Genomic DNA, 19,919 nt, shown 5'->3' on the forward strand with positions numbered 1-19,919 from the left:
AGCTTATGAAAATTCAAATCAAAAACGAAAATTTTATACTCCATCCAAGCGGAGCTGTTTATTGGGAATCGAAAAAAATGATTATCATTTCTGATGTGCATTTAGGAAAAGTAACGCATTTTAGAAAACACGGAATCGCTATTCCACAAAGTGCGGTGTCAGAAAATTTCAAAAAAATCACAGAAGTTCTAGATTATTTTCTTCCCGAAAAAATCATTTTTTTAGGAGATTTATTTCACAGCGCCAAAAACACCGAATGGAATTTATTTGAAGAATGGATTTCCAATCATAATCAAGAAACGTATTTAGTGGCAGGGAATCATGATATAATCGACCAAAAACATTATTATGAAATTGGAATTCTTGTTGTTGACTCTCTAGAAATTGACTATTTTTTGTTTACCCATCATCCAACAGAAAAAGAAGATTTTTTTAATTTTTCTGGACATATTCATCCTGGAGTAATTTTACGCGGATTAGGGCTTCAAAGTTTAAAACTGAAATGTTTTTTCCAAAAAAGCAACCAAATGATATTGCCTGCTTTTGGAGAATTTACAGGGAAATTTATTATGAAACCTGAATCAGATCATACTATTTTTGCTATTGCTGGAGATGAAATTATTTTGATAAATAATTAATTTCTATCATCAATAATCTCGTCGGTAGAAAAAAAACGTATTCGTTTGTGAGTGTCCTGTAGGGACACTTGATTATACATAAAAAGCAAATCATTAATTAATCAAACGTTCCTACGGAACGTAGAATCACAATTCATTTTTTTTCTACCGACGAAACATTCCGACGGAATGAATTATTTATTTAAATTAAAAAACCCAGTATAACTAAATTTACTGGGTTCTCATGTTTACTCTAAATTGCAATCAGAAATTAAACATTATTGTTCATCGTTATTCATGGCAGACATCAATAAAGTGTAAGCGTTTTTTATTACCACTTTAGAAGAACTAGAAATAACATCAGAGATAATCTGATTATATCCTTCGTTTTTAACTCCAGATTTCACTTCTACCATTTGAAACTGGTTATTGCCAAGTTCTGTAAATACATAAAATTTGCCTTCCCAACGCACAACAGCATCTTCTGGAACTGTCAGCGCTTTTTGATTTTCAACTTCAACTTCCGCATTTATAAATAAACCTGGCAGAAGAGCCGGATTGTATGCATTTACTTTACAGATAATTTCAGCCGCACGATCTCCGTTCAAACTTTGATTGATAAACGCAATTTTAGCTCCGTATTTCTTAGTGTCAGAAGCATTTGCATAAACCGTAACGTTCTGCCCAATCGAAAGAGAAGTAACATCTTTTTCGAATGCATTTAAAGTTAAAACAATGTCTTTTTTATCGATTAGTTCAAAAAGCATATCAGTCGGATTTACATATTTTCCGATATTGACATTTACTTTAGAAACCAAACCATTAATAGGTGAAACTACTTTTATGGTTTTGCTAATATTGTTGACATTTAATGTTTTAGCATTAATTCCTAATAAATTTAATTTTTGTTCTAACGAAGACATTGTAATTCGTTGAGTTCTCATTTCAGTAGTAATCTGCTCTAAAACCTTATCGCTTGCCGCTTTGTTTACATTCAATTCTTTCTGTCTTCTATGTTCATTTTGAGCCAATTCAAACTTTTCTTTTGCCATAAGATAATCCTGCTGCAATTCGATAAACTGCATATCTTCTAAAATGGCCAAAACCTGACCTTTCTGAACATTCATTCCCGCAATAAGATTTGTACTTTTTACATAACCTCCCAGCGGAATACTAATACTGATAACACTTTTTGGAGGAACCGTTACAGTTCCTTGAAGCTGTAAAATCTCTTTGACATTTTTTATAGTCGGATTACCGCTTTCTAGTCCAGCGTTTTTTACTTGTTCAGGACTTAATTTGATAATATCAATGCTTTTATTTTCAGCACTTTTAGTTTCCTCATTTTTCTTATTTCCGCAAGAAATTAGAAATATAGCGCCTATAAACGCTGCAATATATTTTTTCATTTTAGATGTTATTTAGATTTTGAAGTGTCACGACTGCTTTGTTATATGCATTCAACGCGTCTAGATATTCACTTTTAATTGTAATGGCCTGATTTACTACTAAAACCCATTGCAAATAATCGATATCTCCATTTTGCAATTGGCTGCTTGAAGCTTCGATAATGGTTTGAGCATTTTTCAATCCGTCCGTTTCATAATACGCCAAGCTTTCTTCGTATTTTTTCAGCTCGCGATCTGCATTTTCAATATTAGTTTTCACCTCTATTTTTAAAGCTTCAGACAACTCTGCATAACTTTCATATTCTGCCTTTGCGGCTCTTTTTCGTTCAGACTGACTGGTAAAAAGAATAGGGATTGAAAGTCCTGCATTTACATAATTAAATCTTTGTGAACTATCATAATAAATTTCCTGACCTGAAGAGTTAGTTTGACTTCCGATAATGCTTAAATTATTGTAGCCTAAAGTAATTTCAGGAAGCATTTTGGCACTTTCAGTTTTCCATCTCCATTTGGCAGATTCCGATTCAAATTGCGAACGCTGAACAGCAGGAAGATTTTCTGTCTTTAAATTTTCGATTGATGCTCGACTTAAAACTGCCTTTAATTTTTGCTTTTTAGGAGTATGTTCGACTTTATCCTGAAGAATAGCATTAAAAGAATTTAAAGCAATTTCGATATCTCTGTTTACCATTACCAATTGATTGCTATAAAATTGTCTCGCAGATTGCGAAGCACTTTTTTCTAAAACATTGGCTTCACCCGCTTTAAATCTCAAATCCGATTTCTTTTCCATGATTCTATAAATGGAATCAGCGTAAACCAAAAGTTCTTTTTTACTTTGAAGCCATAAATAATCATAATAAACATTTCTGACTCTGGTTTTAATTTCCTGAGAAGTCAGCTGAACTTCAGCTTTTGCTTTATTAAAATCGGCTTGAAATGCTTTTTTCTGATTGCTGTAAACGGTAGGAAAAGCAAAAGTTTGGCTAATTCCAAATCTCGTGTCTTTCTGTGCGCTGTTAAACTGTCCGTAATCGGCATCGATTTGTGTCTGCGGAAGATTATATCCCGTTTTTTGCAAATGGCTTTTAGACTGTTCGTTTAATTTAGCCGATTTAATGGTTCTGTTGTTTTGAATCGCAATTGAAATCGATTCGTCTAGCGAAATTGGCAATTGCTGTGCATTTGCCATGCTACCAATAAAAAGAATGCTCAATAAAATGGTTAGATTGTTCATGTGTTTTTTTCTTTTTTTAGAAAATCCTTTTGCGTGATAAGTCATCAAATAAATAGCTGGAAGTACAAAAAGAGTTAAAAGTGTTGCTGTTACCAATCCACCGATTACGACTGTTGCCAGCGGACGCTGAACCTCTGCTCCTGCTCCGTTACTCAAAGCCATTGGAAGAAATCCTAATGAAGCCACAGCAGCTGTCATTAAAACTGGACGTAATCTATTTTTGGTTCCTAATAAAATAATATCAAAAGGATCTGTGATTTCTCCGTGTTTTTGAATTCGGTTAAATTCGGAGATTAATACGATTCCGTTTAAAACCGCTACACCAAAGAGTGCAATAAACCCAACTCCAGCCGAAATACTAAAAGGCATATCTCGCAAGACTAAAGCAAACACACCGCCAATTGCAGAAAGCGGAATGGCTGTAAAAATGATAATTCCTTCTTTAAATGATCTAAAAGCGAAATAAAGCAAGGCGAAAATCATCAATAAAGCGGCAGGAACTGCAACTCCTAATCTCGCTTTTGCCTGCTGAAGATTCTCAAAAGCCCCACCGTAAGTGATATAATAACCTGGATCAAATTTGATTTGTTTGTTTACCTTTTGCTGTAATTCTTCGACAATAGACTGCACGTCTCTTCCTCGAACATTAAATCCGACAATAATTCTTCGTTTTGCATTCTCTCTCTGAATCTGGTTTGGACCTTCCACTTCATCTACTTTAGCAACTTGATAAAGCGGAATCTGCATTCCTGATGGTGTTGCAATTAAAAGATTTCTAACATCTTCGATACCTTTTCTTCCGTTGTCTTCTACACGAATCACCATATCAAAACGCTTTTCACCTTCGTAAATACTTCCAGCAACAGCACCAGCAAAAGCGGCATTAATTGTACTGTTTACATCAGCTACGCGCAAGCCATATTTTGCCATTTCAGCCCAATTATAGTCAATTACAATTTGAGGCATTCCTGTTACTTTTTCTACATAAAGATCGGCTGCGCCTTCAACGGTTTTACTAATTGCTCCTAATTTTTCAGCATATTCAGAAAGTTTCTGAAGATCTTCTCCGTAAATTTTACAAACCAAATCTTGTTTTGCTCCCGTCATTAATTCGTTAAAACGCATTTGAACAGGAAATTGAAATCCGGTTGTAACTCCTGGCGCAATTCTTTTAACGGTTTTCGTCATTTTATCGGCTAATTCAGAAAACGAAGAAGCGCTTGTCCATTCCGATTTGTCTTTTAGAACAATAATCATATCTCCACCTTCAATTGGCATTGGATCAGTTGGAATTTCTGCACTACCAATTCTCGAAACTACTTGTTGCACTTCGGGATATTCTTTCTTTAGCTCTTTAGAAATTTTCGTGATGGTTTCGGTAGTTGTAGAGAGATTCGTTCCCAAAAGCAAACGAGTTTCTACAGCAAAATCTCCTTCTTCTAATTGCGGAATAAATTCTCCTCCCATTCTTCCGAATAATAAAAGTGCTATTCCAAAAAGTACAAAGGCAGCAATTACAATTGCCTTTCTAATACCTAAAGCTTTAGTAAGCCAACCTTCATAAGCTTTTTCTAATCTTTCCATAATACGATCCGAAAGATTCTTTTTATGGCTGATTTTCTTGCTCAAAAATAAAGCGCTCACCATTGGCACATAAGTCAATGACAAAATGAAAGCTCCTAAAATTGCAAAAGCAACAGTCTGCGCCATTGGCTTGAACATTTTACCTTCAATTCCTTGTAAAGAAAGAATTGGCAGATAAACAATCAATATTATAATTTGTCCAAAAACGGCGGCATTCATCATTCGCGCGGCAGAACCCGTTACTTCTTTGTCCATTTCTTCCTGCGAAATAGAATCTATTGCTTTGTATTTTTTTGAACTATGAAGATGGTGCAGAATGGCTTCCACAATAATAACGGCTCCGTCGACAATTAATCCGAAATCTAAGGCACCGAGGCTCATTAGGTTTCCGCTTACGCCAAAAGTATTCATCATAATGATAGCAAAAAGCATCGCCAGCGGGATAACTGAAGCCACGATAAAACCTGCTCTTAGATTTCCAAGAAATAAAACCAGAATCAGAACCACAATTAACGCCCCTTCAATTAAGTTTTTTTCGACAGTTCCAATGGCGTTGTCTACCATTTTTGTTCTGTCTAAAAATGGCTCAATTTTTAAACCTTCTGGAAGAATTTTTTCAATTTCGGCAATTTTGTCCTTTACGTTGACAATAACATTATTAGCATTTTCTCCTTTCAGCATCATAACAATTCCGCCGACAGATTCACCATATTCGTCTGTCGTCAATGCACCGTAACGAATTGCCGAAGAAATCTTAACATCAGCAACATCTTTTACTAAAATTGGAAGTCCGCCTTGTGTACTTTTAACCACAATGTTTTCAATATCTTCAATACTTTTAGCTAAACCAGTACTTCTAATATAAGATACTGTTGGTCCTTTCTCAATATAAGCTCCTCCAGTGTTTTCGTTACTGCTATTTAGAGCAGTAAAAACTTCGCTAATAGTTAGATTTTGAGCTTTCAATCTGGCAGGATTTACAGCAATCTCATACTGTTTCAATTTTCCGCCAAAAGTAGAAACATCAGCAATTCCTGCTGTTCCTAAAAGCTGTCTCCTGATTGTCCAATCTTGGATTGTTCTTAAATCTTCTAAAGAATATTTTTCTTCAAACCCTGGTTTTGGCTTTAAAACATATTGGTAAATTTCTCCTAAACCAGTGGTTACTGGAGCCATTTCTGGCCTGTTAGCATTTCGGTCTATTTCTACTTGCTGCAGTCTTTCAGTAATTTGCTGTCTAGCCCAATACACATCGGCATCATCTTCAAAAACAACACTTACTAATGAAAGTCCGAATCGAGAAATACTTCTGCTCTCTTTAAGATGCGGAATATTGCTAATAGCTTGTTCAATCGGGAAAGTGATTAATCTTTCTACGTCTTCGGCTCCAAGGGAAGGCGCTGTAGTGATAATTTGTACCTGATTATTTGTGATGTCTGGCACGGCATCAATTGGCAACTGGGTAACCTCATACACGCCGTAGATAATCCACAGCAGTGTAAAGATTCCAATTGCCAGTTTGTTCTTAACTGAGAACTGAATTACTTTATTGAGCATAATATATTAATTAAAAAATAATAGATGAGCGGCTGTAAAACGAAATGTTTCAGCTGCTTCAATAAAAATTTTAAAAAATAATTATGCGATAGGAGGTCTAAATAGGTATAGCAGATTTGGATCTGAAAAAAGATCTGATCTATAAGTAGGAATTTTTGATTGAGGCAATTCCAGATTAAAAGGAACTGGAAGCAAATCTTTGTCGTCTAAAATAAAAACAAAGTGAAAAGCGCTGCTGCTGATTGTTTTAAAAGGAAGCTGCATATCGCGATCAGCATCATTGTCTTTCAAATCTTCTCCCCAATAGTGCATAGACAAGAAATCGATGAAAGTTAAGTCCATCAGTTTTTTATGTTCTTGATAATGCTCAATCAGTATTGGCAATTTGTAAAATTGCTGTACAAAACTACTGTTTGAAGCTATTAGAAAAATAAATATGTAGACAATTTGTTTTCGCACAATGCAAACTTAACCTAAATAATATAATTTTTCACTATGAAAAATAGTTTGAATATATCTTTTAACAATTTAGAATTATTGGGACAATCCTTCCAAATGCTGAAAAACAGGAATTAAAGCTTTTCCTTTCTCTGTCAAATTATATTCAATATGCAGTGGTTTTTGTTTAATGGTAATTTTTTCCAAAAGTCCTTCTTCTTCCAACTCTTTTAAAGCTGTAGATAAAGATTGTTTGTTCGAACCTTGAATCTGACGCAGCAAGTTATTAAATCGCAAAGGAGATTCTACAGCGAGACGAAAAATTTCTGCTTTCCATTTTCCAGATAACATCTTCAATAGTCTTTGTGCTGGACAAGTTTCTTTTTCTTCCATAATTTTATCGGGTAGTCAAAAAAACTGACTTATTGTTTTGCAAAGTTTTCTAAATAAAATTTGTTGTAATTCTAAAGTAAAAATAGAAAATGAAAACCAAGAAACCTAGCTAAATGAGCTTTGAAGATCTTTAAAAATATAGAAAACGATTAAGACAACAATTAATTTTTTGATATTAATTGCCATCTTATCGCTAATCATTATTGTATTAATATTCCTCGCAAAAGGACTGTTAAGTTTAATGATATTTACTTTACCAATGGCTTTCTTATTGCCAAATCTACTTTTCTTAAAAAAATCCAGCAGGAAATTGCTTCACGAGATCCAGAATAGAAATACTAATAAATGTTCAGTTATGGTTTTTAAATTTAATTTTTCTTAGCTAAAAGTCTATTAAAAAAATTAATTTTGGAACTCACAATATAAGCCCCTTACATTATGATCATTAAAAAAAGTTTTTTTTATTTTCTTTCTTCATTTTTACTTCTTTTTTTCTCGCAAGTTAATTATGCTCAAGAGCAAAAACCTGTCAAACAAGAAAGTCGCGGAAGATTATTCAACGACACGACTGCTACAGATAGCGATTATTTAATGGCAATAGAAAAAGCAGGTGAAGTATTAGAATCTGCTTACAATGATATTGATTTCGCTGGTGATACCCGTCATCTTTTTGGCGACATGAAACGCACAGAAAGCAAACTAGATTTAATTTTAGCCAGCTTAAAAGGAGCCAATCCAAATGTGCGAAATCAGCAAATGTACCGCATTGTTCTTCAGGAAATTCAGCAGGAATTGGAAGAACAAAATAAGGCCATCAATGACCGAAATCAAAATCTTGAAAACATAAAGAAACGTGTAATTGATCTGCGCAAAGACAAAACTTTAATTACTTTATTAAAAGACACTATTCGCCGCAAGCAATTCAAGAAAGAATTCGGAAATCTTAGGAAAAGATATGTTGCAACTGATAGCCTGATGACTCAAAATCAGACTACTTTAAACAATAAAAAAAGACTTACCGTACAGCGAAAAATCGCAGTTTCTAATGCTTTGGCGACTGTTGAAAGCAAACTGGAAAAATCTGGAATAAGCATTTTTAAGAAAGAATATCCGTCATTATGGCAAATTAACGACTCTGCGGCTAAAAAAAGGGTAACTCACAACATTAAAGCAAAGATTATAATTGAAGAAAATGTTGCGGCTTATTACTTAAGCTATAAAGCTGGCGGACTTATTACTTTATGCTTCTTTATGGGACTTTTGTTTTGGTATATTTCCCGTAACATCAAATACCTTAAAACAAATGGTTATGCTGACAATCTTTTACTTTTAAATTTCAAATATTTAAATCGCGGCGCTTTACTTCCTGTTTTGGTTATTGCATTAAATATTGCTGTGGTTACCAATTTGTATGCTCCTGCTCTATTTTTAGAATTGATTCAGCTTTTCTTGCTTGGGGTTTTAATATTCCTTTTTAAAAATCAGTGGTCAGGCGTTGCTATGAGAAACTGGCTTTTCCTTTTAGGATTGTTTTTTGCGCTTTGCTTTTTGGATTTGTTTATCACCATCGGATTATCGCAACGTTTTGCGTTTGTAGCGATCAATATTTTAGGAATCCGTTATGGTTTAGTTCAAATCAAAACACTTAAAGAAGAACTTTATATAAAAGGCTTTTTTAAATGGGCAAGTATCATTTTTATTGGGCTAAATATTTTGTCTATTCTTTATAATTTATTCGGAAGAGTTTCTCTTTCTAATATGTTAAGTCTTACAGCTTTTATATCGCTTACTCAAATTGTTGCTTTAAGTGTGCTTTTGAAGATTATTTTGGAAATTATTTTGCTTCAAATTTATACTACTAGAGTAAAAAGAGGAATTGAAAAAATGTTTGATTATGAAAGTTTATCAGATACTTTGAAAAGACCTTTTATCATTGTGATTAGCTATATGTGGCTAATTGTAATTGCTTCTAATTTGAATATTTGGGAATCGCTTCGTGCTGCTTTGACAAAACTATTAAGCCTTCCAAATACAATCGGAAGTATTACCTTTACGCTGGGTAATATCGTTTTATTCTTTATTATTATCTGGGCTGCGCACTTATTGCAGAAATATGTTGCTTATTTCTTTGGTGAAATTGATGATGAAAATGAAGAAAACATCAATAAAAGACAGCATTCAAAACTGCTTATTACACGATTGGTTGTCCTCATAAGCGGTTATCTAATTGCTGTTGCCGCGTCTGGTATGCCACTAGATAAACTTAGTATTCTTTTAGGAGCTTTAGGTGTCGGTGTCGGTCTTGGGCTCCAAAACATTGTCAATAATTTTGTATCGGGAATCATCTTGATTTTTGATAAACCAATTCAAGTTGGAGATGTGGTTGAAATTAGCTCAGAATCTGGCCGCATCAAATCGATGGGATTGCGAACGACTAAAATCAATGCTCCAAATGGTGCCGAAATCATTATTCCGAATGGTAACTTATTATCTCAAAATATTACCAATTGGACGTATACTGACAATTTCAAATTGGTTGAAATTACTTTTGAAATTAATGGAGAAACCATTCCTGAGGAGATTAATACAACGGTAAATGAAACTCTTGCCAATCTTCCGTTGGTAAACAATTCAAAACCATCACAAATATACTACAGCTCAATTTCTGATGGAAAATATAAACTTTTAATCAAGTTCTGGTGCAGTATTTACAGAACCGAAGAAACGATAAGTTCCGCAAGACAAGAGCTTTATGTAAGCTTCAAAAATAAAGGCTTGACATTCTCAAGTTAAAACACAGAAAAAGGCAGTAACGAATTACTGCCTTTTTTATTGCCCAAAACATTTTTCTTGGAGTCAAAATATTGAACTTATTTCCTCACTTTTAAGGTATTATGTTAAATAATAGCACTTTAGTAAAAAACACGTATAAACCCGTGTACCCATAATTTAGTTATAAAGTAATTTAGCACTGTAGTAAAATACTACGAAAACTAACATTAACTATTAAATCTTAAAAAATTATGCCGGAAGTATACCTTGGAACAATTTTGAGTTTTGCATTTAATTTTAACCCAAAAGGATTTGCCTTTTGCAATGGACAAATCATGTCAATTGCACAGAATTCAGCTTTATTTTCACTACTTGGAACAATTTATGGTGGAGATGGTGTTACTACATTTGCTCTGCCTGATCTAAGAGGAAGAGCTCCTATTCATTTTGGTCAAGGACCTGGTCTTAGTAATTATGTAATAGGTCAAAGAGCAGGTAGCGAAACGATGACTTTATTGACAGCAAACATGCCTGCCCACGTACATAGCCTTACAACTGGTACTGTTTCTTTAGCTTTGACTACTAATTCTGCAACTGGAGGAACGATTACTAACGACACAGATAATGGAAATAACTCTTTATCTTCAGGCGGTTCAACACCAAATATCTACAGTGAACCAGGAACTGGAACTTCTAAAATTGGCGGTATTACTGCGAGTGCAACTTTAGGAGGAAATACAAGTATAGCTGGAGGAACTCAACCTTTTGATTTACACAATCCATATCTTGCTGTTAACATGTGTATCGCATTACAAGGAATTTTTCCATCTAGAAACTAATAATTTAAAATAGAGGCATTTTTTGCCTCTATTTTTTTAATCTCATTTTATGGATAACGACATTAAAATAGGTGTTTTACTTCCAAAGTCGCAACAATATCCTTCATTAAATAAAGATTTTATAAGGGGTTTGAAACTCAATAATCTAAACGTAAAATTTTTTGTTGAAAGTATTGGTATTGGTGCAGATGAAAAACTAATAATTGATAAACTTCAGAAGTTTACTTTTCAAGAAGATATATCAATTGTTATTGGCTTTTTGGGACATCGTAATATACCTGAAGTCTATAAATATGCTTCTAGTAATGATATTTTATTATTGGTTGCAGATTTGGGAGCAACAACTCATTATCAAACCTCTGGACACAAAGGAATATTTATAAATTCATTAGGACTAACTGATTCTTGCTATCATTTGGGTAAATATTTTTCAGATAAAAAATATAAAATATCAACTTCTACTTCATTCTATGATTCGGGATATGGAATGCTTCATGCTTTAGAATATGCGTTTAAAGAAAAAACTCATTTTACGGGCCATTATATTACTCCTTTTATTCCTAGAGAAAATGAAGCGTCATATATGGATCAGATTATAAATACGCAGCAACCCAATGCTGTTTTTGCTTTTTATAGCGGTTTATATGCAGACGAGAATGCTGATTTTTTAAAACAAAATAAACTTACTCAAAAATATCCTTTTTATGTAACGCCTTTTTTTATCAATGATAAAATTTTGGATGAATATAAAAATAATCCTCATGAACTTTATGTAGTCAGCAGCTGGATGCCAAACGATACAGAGTCAGTAGATTTTACTTCGGGATATAAGGAAGTTTATAATGAAAATCCATCTCTATTTTCGGTTTTAGGTTATGAAAATGGTCTGATATTAAAGAATTTACTTTTAAATGCCCGAAATTTAAAAACAAGTTCTTTAATTGAAGAAATACACAGATTAAATATTGAAGGCCCGAGAGGCACTATCCGATTTGATAAGGATACTAACAGAACACGATTTAACCATTATATATACCAATTAAACTTAGATCCCTTAAATAATATAAGCTTTAGAAAAATTGAAACATTGATAAACGATGGGGATTTTATTAAGGCTTTTGCCTCACAGACAAAACCTGATTATGTGGGAGGCTGGGACAATGCTTATCTATGTCATTAACTAAACTGTATGTTATGAAAAAAAAATTACTTTTATTTTTAACGTTCTTTTGCGTCTTTGGTTTACATCAAAATATAAAAGGACAGACTTTAGGGCCAGGTGATATCGCTTTTATTGGTTTTGATACTGGAGGTCAAGATGGGTTTAGTTTTATTGCCCTAAAAAATTTACCAGCAGGAGAAATTGTTTACTTTACCGAAGAAGGTCTCTATGAAGATAATTCCGACAAATCTACTTGGATCGGTAGTGGCGAGCCGCACATCAAATGGACAATACCTCCTGGGGTGACTTGCGGAAAAATTATTTCTGTTATAGAAACTAGCGCTCAAACCTTTACTGTAACTGGGGGCCAAGCAAGTGACTTTGTACTTAATCCAGATGGTGCTGGTTACAGTTTTAACCTATCTGCAGGCGATCAAATGTTAGCTTATCAAAGTGCTGACAATACTGTAAGACCTGCAGTTTCGGCAGCAACGATTACTTTTTTAGCAGGTATTCATGGCGATTTCAATTCTGCCAATTATGATCCTACAACGCATTGGAATGACCCCGAAAAAAAAATTGGTCTTGGAGGTGCTGAAAGTATCATACCACCAGGATTAACTAACGGAGTAAATTGTGTTGCCTTATTTCCTGGGACTAATGAAGAAAGTCAGTATTTCGCAAAATATACAGGAACTTTAGTTGGTACTTCGGCTGTTTTAAGAGCTAGTATTAATAACTATGCGAATTGGACTTTCACATCTGCAACTTCTGTTCCTCCTGGGACTACTCAAGGAATTTTACCTAGCAATTATACTCCAAGTGTGACTTGTACATCAGTTCCAACAGTAACCACCACTGCTCCTGTAACAAACTACGGGGCTTTAACTGCCGAGTTAAAAGGTTCAAACACTGACGGTGGTGACACAGTACTAAGCAGAGGTATTGTCTGGTCTCTTATGCCAAATCCTGTTATCGGCGATTCGAATGTAACAAATTTGTCAGCAAGTATAGGTACTGGCTCCTTTACTGTAAATGCGACTTTTCTTCCATCGGGTACTACTATACATTATAGAGCTTATGCCTCGAATTCGGCTGGAACCGCTTATGGCACTCCTGCATCATTTATGACTAATGCCCCCTTATCTGCTACACAGTCACAAAAAAATGCTTGCAATGGCGTTAATAACGGAACCGCGACAGTAACTCCTTCAGGAGGAAAAGCTCCTTACACTTATGCATGGTCTACTGGTTCGACTGCAGCAACAATAACAGGTTTAATGCCTTCTAATTATTCGGTTAATATAACAGATAGCGAAGGAACTATGACATCCAAAACTTTTACTATAGGACAAGACTCGGCTATACAAGGGCCATATACTGTTACTAATGTATCTTGCTTTGGAGGAAATAACGGAACTATAGATCTTACTCCTACAGGAGGCAGCGGATCTTATACCTATAACTGGGGAGGCGGAATAACAACACAGGATAGAACAAATCTTGCTGCTGGCTCTTATTCTGTTACTATTACCGATTCTAACAATTGTAGCGTGGTCGTAAGTAATATTGCGGTTGTCCAGCCTGCAGCGGCGGTAAGCGGAACAACAGTTATAACTAATGTATTGTGTAATGGAGCAAATACTGGAGCTATAAATCTTACTCCAACTGGAGGTACTGGACCTTATACTTTCTTATGGAATGACGGAGTAACAAGTGAGGACAGAACAGGAATTACAGCTGGCACATATTCAGTTACAATTACAGATTCTAAAAGTTGTTCAGCAACTATAAACAGCATTGAGGTAACTCAACCTTCTCCAATTTCTGGTTCTATAGTTCCTACTCATATTGCTTGTTTTGGAGGAAATACAGGAGCTATAAACCTTACTCCTAGCGGAGGTGTGGGTCCATATACTATTGCATGGAGCGATGGACCAACTACAGAAGACAGAACAGGACTTACAGCAGGTACTTATACCGTGACCATAACTGATTCTAATTCATGCTCAAAAACATTACCTAGTTTTACAATCAATCAGCCATCTGCTCTTGGAGGCACTACAGTCGTAACTGATGCTTCATGTTTTGGAGGATCTAATGGTGCCATTAACCTAACTCCTACGGGGGGTGTTAGCCCTTATACTTTCAACTGGGTAGGTGGCGCATCTACCGAAGATAGAACTGGACTTATTGCAGGCACTTATGCCGTTACTATTACGGATGCCAATGGCTGTACGGCAACAATAAGCAATATTGCAGTAGGTCAACCTGCTGCACCCCTTGATGGCACAGTAACTGTAACTCCTATACTTTGTAATGGCAGCAATACAGGAGCCATAAACCTTACGCCAACTGGCGGTACGGCACCTTATACATTTGACTGGGGTGGCGGAGTAACTACTGAAGATAGAACAGGACTTGCAGCAGGCACTTATTCAGTTACTATTACTGACAATCATGGTTGCACTAAAACAATATCTGGCATACAAGTATCACAACCTGCAACTATTGCCACCACAACTGCCATAACACACATAGCTTGTAATGGTGCAGCAACAGGAGCAATAAACATTACGCCATCTGGAGGTGTTGGACCTTATACTTTCTTATGGAATGACGGAGTAACAAGTGAGGACAGAACAGGACTTACAGCTGGCACTTATTCAGTTACAATTACTGATAATAGCTCGTGCAGTAAAACTTTCAACAATATTGCAGTTACGCAACCTTCAGCACTTTCAGGAAATGTATCAGTCAATGATGTTTCTTGTTATGGAGGGGCAAACGGTTCTATTGGTCTTACCGTTACAGGAGGTGTTTCTCCCTACACCTATAGCTGGACTGGTGGAGTAACATCACAAAACAGATCTGGACTTACGGCAGGTACATACTCTGTTACCATTACCGATAGCAATTCTTGTACTAAAACTATTAGTGATATTCTTGTAAGTCAGCCTCCTGCACTTACAATAACCCCTAGCCAAAACGATGTTTCTTGCAACGGAGGATCGAATGGCTCAGCTTCTGTAACTGTTACAGGTGGTACTGGTGCTTACACTTATAACTGGAGTACTGGAGCCCATAGCACATCAATAAGTGGTCTTATGGCTGGTATTTATACTATAACTGTAATTGATGAGAATAATTGCCAAGAGTCACATACTTTTACCATTACACAACCTACAGTTTTAAACGCAACACAATCTCAAACAGAAGTTTTATGTAATGGCGGAGCAACAGGAACTGCTACAGTTACAGCATCAGGTGGGGCTGGAAATTATACCTACTTATGGTCGCCATCTGGAGGAACTGCAGCCACAGCTACTGGGCTTACTGCCGACACATACACATGCGTAATTACGGATGCAAATGGCTGTTCCATTACCAAAACATTTGTTATAGGTCAACCTTCAGTTTTAGGCGCTACTACCTCGCAGACAAATGCAACTTGTTCTGCGGGTGGAGATGCTTCTGTAATACCATTTGGCGGTGTTGGTAATTATAGTTATTTATGGACACCAGGAGGTGCTACCACGCAAAATATTACCAACTTGGCAGCAGGCAATTACAGCTGCCTCATTACAGATGGAAATGGATGTACAGTCACTAAAAACTTTATCATCAATACAACTAATACACTAGTAGCTGCTACTTATCAAGTTAATGTGCTATGCAATGGATCCAACACTGGTTCTGCTTCAGTTATTCCTTCAGGAGCCGCTGGACCGTTTACTTATAGTTGGTCTCCTTCTGGAGGTTCTTCTGACACTGCAAACAACCTTATTGCAGGAAACTATTCTGTAACAATCACTGCTAGCAATGGATGCTCTATTATAAAAAACTTTACAATCACTGAGCCATCAGCTATTGTAATAACACCAGGCGCTAAAACAAATGTTAGCTGCAATGGCGGAAACAATGGTTCTGCAACTGTTTCTGTAATTGGAGGAACTGGCGGCTATACCTATTCATGGGATACAACACCTGCTCAAACAACAGCTACTGCAACTGGTCTTAAAGCAGGAACTTACACCGTAACAGTAAAAGATGCTAACTCTTGCACTAAAACACAAAGTGTTACCATAACAGAACCTGATGCACTTATTGCAACAATTTCTCAAACTGATGTTTCTTGTAATGGAGGTTCTAACGGATCTGCAACAGTAAATGTTACTGGAGGAACAGGAACTTATACATACTCTTGGTCTCCTTCTGGGGGAACTGCCGCAACTGCTTCTGGTTTACCGGCAGGAACATATACAGTTACTGTCAAAGATGCCAACCTATGTCAAACTACGGCAAGCGTAACTATTACGGAACCTCCTGTTCTTACAGCAACGGTAGCTAAAACAGACGTTTTATGCTATCAGGCAAATAACGGAACTGCTACTGTAACTCCTACAGGAGGAACCGGATCTTATACCTATTCTTGGTCACCATCTGGAGGAACTGCCGCAACAGCGACTGGATTAAGTCCAAATACTTATACTGTAACTGTAACTGATGAAAACGGATGTTTTGTAGCAGAGTCTGTACAAATTACAGAACCGACAGCACTTTCAGCAACTGACACACATACTAATGTGTCTTGCAACGGAGGCAATAACGGTACAGCATCTGTAGTTGCAACTGGAGGAACTGGAGCTTATACTTATTCTTGGGCTCCGTCTGGCGGAAGTGCAGCAACTGCAACAGGCCTTACAGCAGGAATATATACCGTAACGGTTACAGATGAAAATTCATGTTCTACAACAAATACCATCACAATTACAGAACCAGATGCTTTAACCTTAACTGCAACTCCGACAACAGTATCTTGCCATAACGGAAATAACGGATCGGCTACAGTAAGCGTAACAGGCGGTACAGGAGCTTATACTTACTCTTGGGCTCCATCTGGAGGAAATGCCGCAATTGCAACTGGTCTTGCAGCAGGAACTTACACTGTAACTGTTACAGATGATAATTCTTGTACAGCTACTGCAACTGTTGAAGTAATTCAGCCTGATGCACTTACTGCGACAACATATCAAACAGATGTTTCTTGTAATGGAGGTTCTAACGGATCTGCAACAGTAAATGTCACTGGGGGAACTGGAACTTACACTTATTCTTGGTCACCAGCTGGAGGAACTAATGCAACTGCCACTGGCCTTACTGCTGGAAACTATACGGTTACAATAAAAGATGCTAACTTATGCGAAACAACAGCTAGTGTTACTATTGCTGAACCACCAGTCCTTACAGCAACAATAGCAAAAACAGATGTTTTATGCCATCAGGCTAGCAACGGAACAGCTACTGTAACTCCTTCCGGAGGAACTGGAACTTACACATACTCTTGGTCTCCATTTGGAGGAAATACAGCAACAGCGACTGGATTAAGTCCAAACACTTACACAGTAACTGTAACCGATGAAAATGGCTGCTTTGTAACAGAGTCTGTACAAATTACAGAACCTGACGCGCTTACAGCAACAATATCAAAAACGGATGTTTTATGCAATCACGCAAATAATGGAACAGCTACAGTAGCTCCTTCTGGAGGAACTGGAACTTATACCTATTCTTGGTCACCATCTGGAGGAACAGCAGCAACAGCGACGGGATTAAGTCCGAATACATATTCTGTTACAATTGCCGATTCTAATGGATGTTCTATAACAGAAACGGTGCAAATTAAAGAACCTGATGCACTTATTGCAACAATTTCTCAAACTGATGTTTCTTGTAATGGAGGTTCTAACGGATCTGCAACAGTAAATGTTACTGGAGGAACAGGAACTTATACATACTCTTGGTCTCCTTCTGGAGGAACTGCCGCAACTGCTTCTGGTTTACCAGCAGGAACATATACAGTTACTGTCAAAGATGCCAACCTATGTCAAACTACGGCAAGCGTAACTATTACTGAACCTCCTGTTCTTACAGCAACGGTAGCTAAAACAGACGTTTTATGCTATCAGGCAAATAACGGAACAGCTACTGTAACTCCTATAGGAGGAACCGGATCTTATACCTATTCTTGGTCACCATCTGGAGGAACTGCCGCAACAGCGACTGGATTAAGTCCAAATACTTATACTGTAACTGTAACTGATGAAAACGGATGTTTTGTAACAGAGTCTGTACAAATTACAGAACCGACAACACTTTCAGCAACTGACACACATACTAATGTGTCTTGCAACGGAGGCAATAATGGTACAGCATCTGTAGTTGCAACTGGAGGAACTGGAGCTTATACTTACTCTTGGTCTCCGTCTGGCGGAAGTGCAGCAACTGCAACCGGCCTTACAGCAGGAATATATACCGTAACGGTTACAGATGAAAATTCATGTTCTACAACAAATACCATCACAATTACAGAGCCAGATGCTTTAACCTTAACTGCAACTCCTATAGCTGTATCTTGCCATAACGGAAATAACGGATCGGCTACAGTAAGCGTAACAGGCGGTACAGGAGCTTATACTTACTCTTGGGCTCCATCTGGAGGAAATGCCGCAATTGCAACTGGTCTTGCAGCAGGAACTTACACTGTAACTGTTACAGATGATAATTCTTGTACAGCTACTGCAACTGTTGAAGTAATTCAGCCTGCTAATCCAGTCAATTTAAATACGGCGGTGGTATCTGGAATAACTACAACAACTGCTTCATTATCTGGTACAGCATCTTCTGACGGAATAAACACTGACAGTGGATCTTGCTTGACAGAAGTAGGTTTTGTATATGCTCAACATGCCAATCCTACTACAGCTGATACAAAAATCAATGTTACTGCTGCATTAGGAACATTTACAAACTCTTTAACAGGTCTTAGAGGAAACAGAACCTATTACGTTAGAACTTATGCTATAAACAGTAACGGTTTTATTAATTATGGAAACGAAATAAGTTTTACAACACAAAAATATACTCTTACTATAACTGCAGCAACAGGACATACCAAAGTATATGGTACAGCCGATCCTGTATTCAATTACACAGCTTTAGGTTTTGCTAACGGAGATACAAACTCCATACTTAGCGGTCTGCTTACAAGAGATGCGGGAGAAAATGTTGGAAAATACAACATTAAATTAGGAACAATTAATGCTGGTGCAGATTACATAATTACTTTTACTGGTGCAGAATTTGAAATTACTAAAGCCAACCAAACAATTACTTGGAATCAAACTTTAGAATTTGGATGCGCAGATTCAAACAATGTAACTTTAACTGCTACAACAGACAGCGGCCTGCCAGTTTCTTATACAATAGCAAATGCGGCATTGGGAACAATTTCTGGATCAACTTTAAACATTACAGGATCAGGAAACTCAACCATTACTGCAACTCAAATTGGAGATCAGAATCATAATGCTGCCACAGCCGTTGTTAAACCAATTGAAATAAGCCAATCTGGACTTGTTATTCAGCAATGGGCAAACGTTCTATTCTTTGATAATAAATCAAATAATTTTGTCGCTTGGCAATGGTATAAAAACGGAGCTGCTATTTCTGGTGCAACTCGTCAGTATTATAGCGAAATTCAGCCTTTAAATGGTACTTATCATGTAATTGCAAAAGACAAAAACGGAAATTCTATCAAATCTTGTCCAATTGAAACTACTGGAACGGTTTTCACCAAGAAAATCAAAATTTATCCGAACCCAGTTAAGCCTAATGCCGAGTTTACTTTAGAGTGTGATTTTAGCGAATCTCAATTAAATGGATCTGAGGTGGTTATTTATGACATTGCAGGGAAATTAGTTCAGACTATTTCAAATGTAAAACCAAAAAATCAAATTATCGCTCCATCACAGACAGCCTTATACATTGTTGTTCTTAAACTGGCTGACGGTCAGTTAAAAACAATCAACTTATTGGTTAAATAAAAATGAGATTTAATTTAAAATTACA

At 36.4% G+C, this 19,919-nt stretch carries 9 protein-coding genes; 5 read left to right on the forward strand and 4 right to left on the reverse strand.

All coding sequences use genetic code 11. From position 1 onward, the window contains the following. Positions 1-5 precede the first annotated feature (5 nt). The gene (gene pdeM, locus ACNRYB_RS16710) at positions 6-638 is read left to right on the forward strand and encodes a ligase-associated DNA damage response endonuclease PdeM (RefSeq protein ID WP_473727976.1); all 633 of its coding nucleotides are present in this window, start codon (positions 6-8) and stop codon (positions 636-638) included. Between the two features lie 257 nt (positions 639-895). On the opposite strand, the gene ACNRYB_RS16715 is transcribed toward pdeM, so the two are convergent. From ACNRYB_RS16715 to ACNRYB_RS16730, 4 genes are all read right to left on the reverse strand, one after another. After that, entirely contained in the window at positions 896-2,026 is a 1,131-nt protein-coding gene (locus tag ACNRYB_RS16715; protein ID WP_473727977.1) for an efflux RND transporter periplasmic adaptor subunit, read from the reverse strand. Between the two features lies 1 nt (position 2,027). After that, entirely contained in the window at positions 2,028-6,404 is a 4,377-nt protein-coding gene (locus ACNRYB_RS16720; RefSeq protein WP_473727978.1) for a CusA/CzcA family heavy metal efflux RND transporter, read from the reverse strand. An 81-nt stretch (positions 6,405-6,485) separates the two neighbouring features. Then, positions 6,486-6,746 (reverse strand): hypothetical protein, encoded by a 261-nt coding sequence (locus ACNRYB_RS16725; RefSeq protein ID WP_473727979.1) that lies wholly within the window; start codon positions 6,744-6,746, stop codon positions 6,486-6,488. Between the two features lie 192 nt (positions 6,747-6,938). Next, entirely contained in the window at positions 6,939-7,235 is a 297-nt protein-coding gene (locus ACNRYB_RS16730) for a winged helix-turn-helix transcriptional regulator (protein WP_473727980.1), read from the reverse strand. Positions 7,236-7,673: 438 nt separating this feature from the next. Between ACNRYB_RS16730 and ACNRYB_RS16735 the strand changes: the two genes are divergently transcribed. The 4 genes from ACNRYB_RS16735 to ACNRYB_RS16750 all read left to right on the forward strand — a co-directional run bounded on the left by ACNRYB_RS16735 (position 7,674) and on the right by ACNRYB_RS16750 (position 19,894). Beyond that, a complete protein-coding gene (locus ACNRYB_RS16735; RefSeq protein ID WP_473727981.1) occupies positions 7,674-10,028 on the forward strand; it encodes a mechanosensitive ion channel family protein in 2,355 nt (784 codons plus the stop codon). Between the two features lie 230 nt (positions 10,029-10,258). Further along, positions 10,259-10,846, forward strand: coding sequence for a phage tail protein (locus ACNRYB_RS16740; RefSeq protein WP_343707003.1), 588 nt, complete (start codon positions 10,259-10,261; stop codon positions 10,844-10,846). 49 nt (positions 10,847-10,895) lie between these two features. Then, on the forward strand, positions 10,896-12,026 hold the full coding sequence (locus ACNRYB_RS16745) for an ABC transporter substrate-binding protein (RefSeq protein WP_343707002.1): 1,131 nt from the start codon (positions 10,896-10,898) through the stop codon (positions 12,024-12,026). A gap of 14 nt (positions 12,027-12,040) precedes the next feature. Next, positions 12,041-19,894, forward strand: a complete 7,854-nt coding sequence (locus ACNRYB_RS16750; RefSeq protein ID WP_473727982.1) for a T9SS type A sorting domain-containing protein — start codon at positions 12,041-12,043, stop codon at positions 19,892-19,894. Positions 19,895-19,919 lie beyond the last annotated feature (25 nt).

The organism is Flavobacterium sp. CR10 (assembly GCF_055814415.1).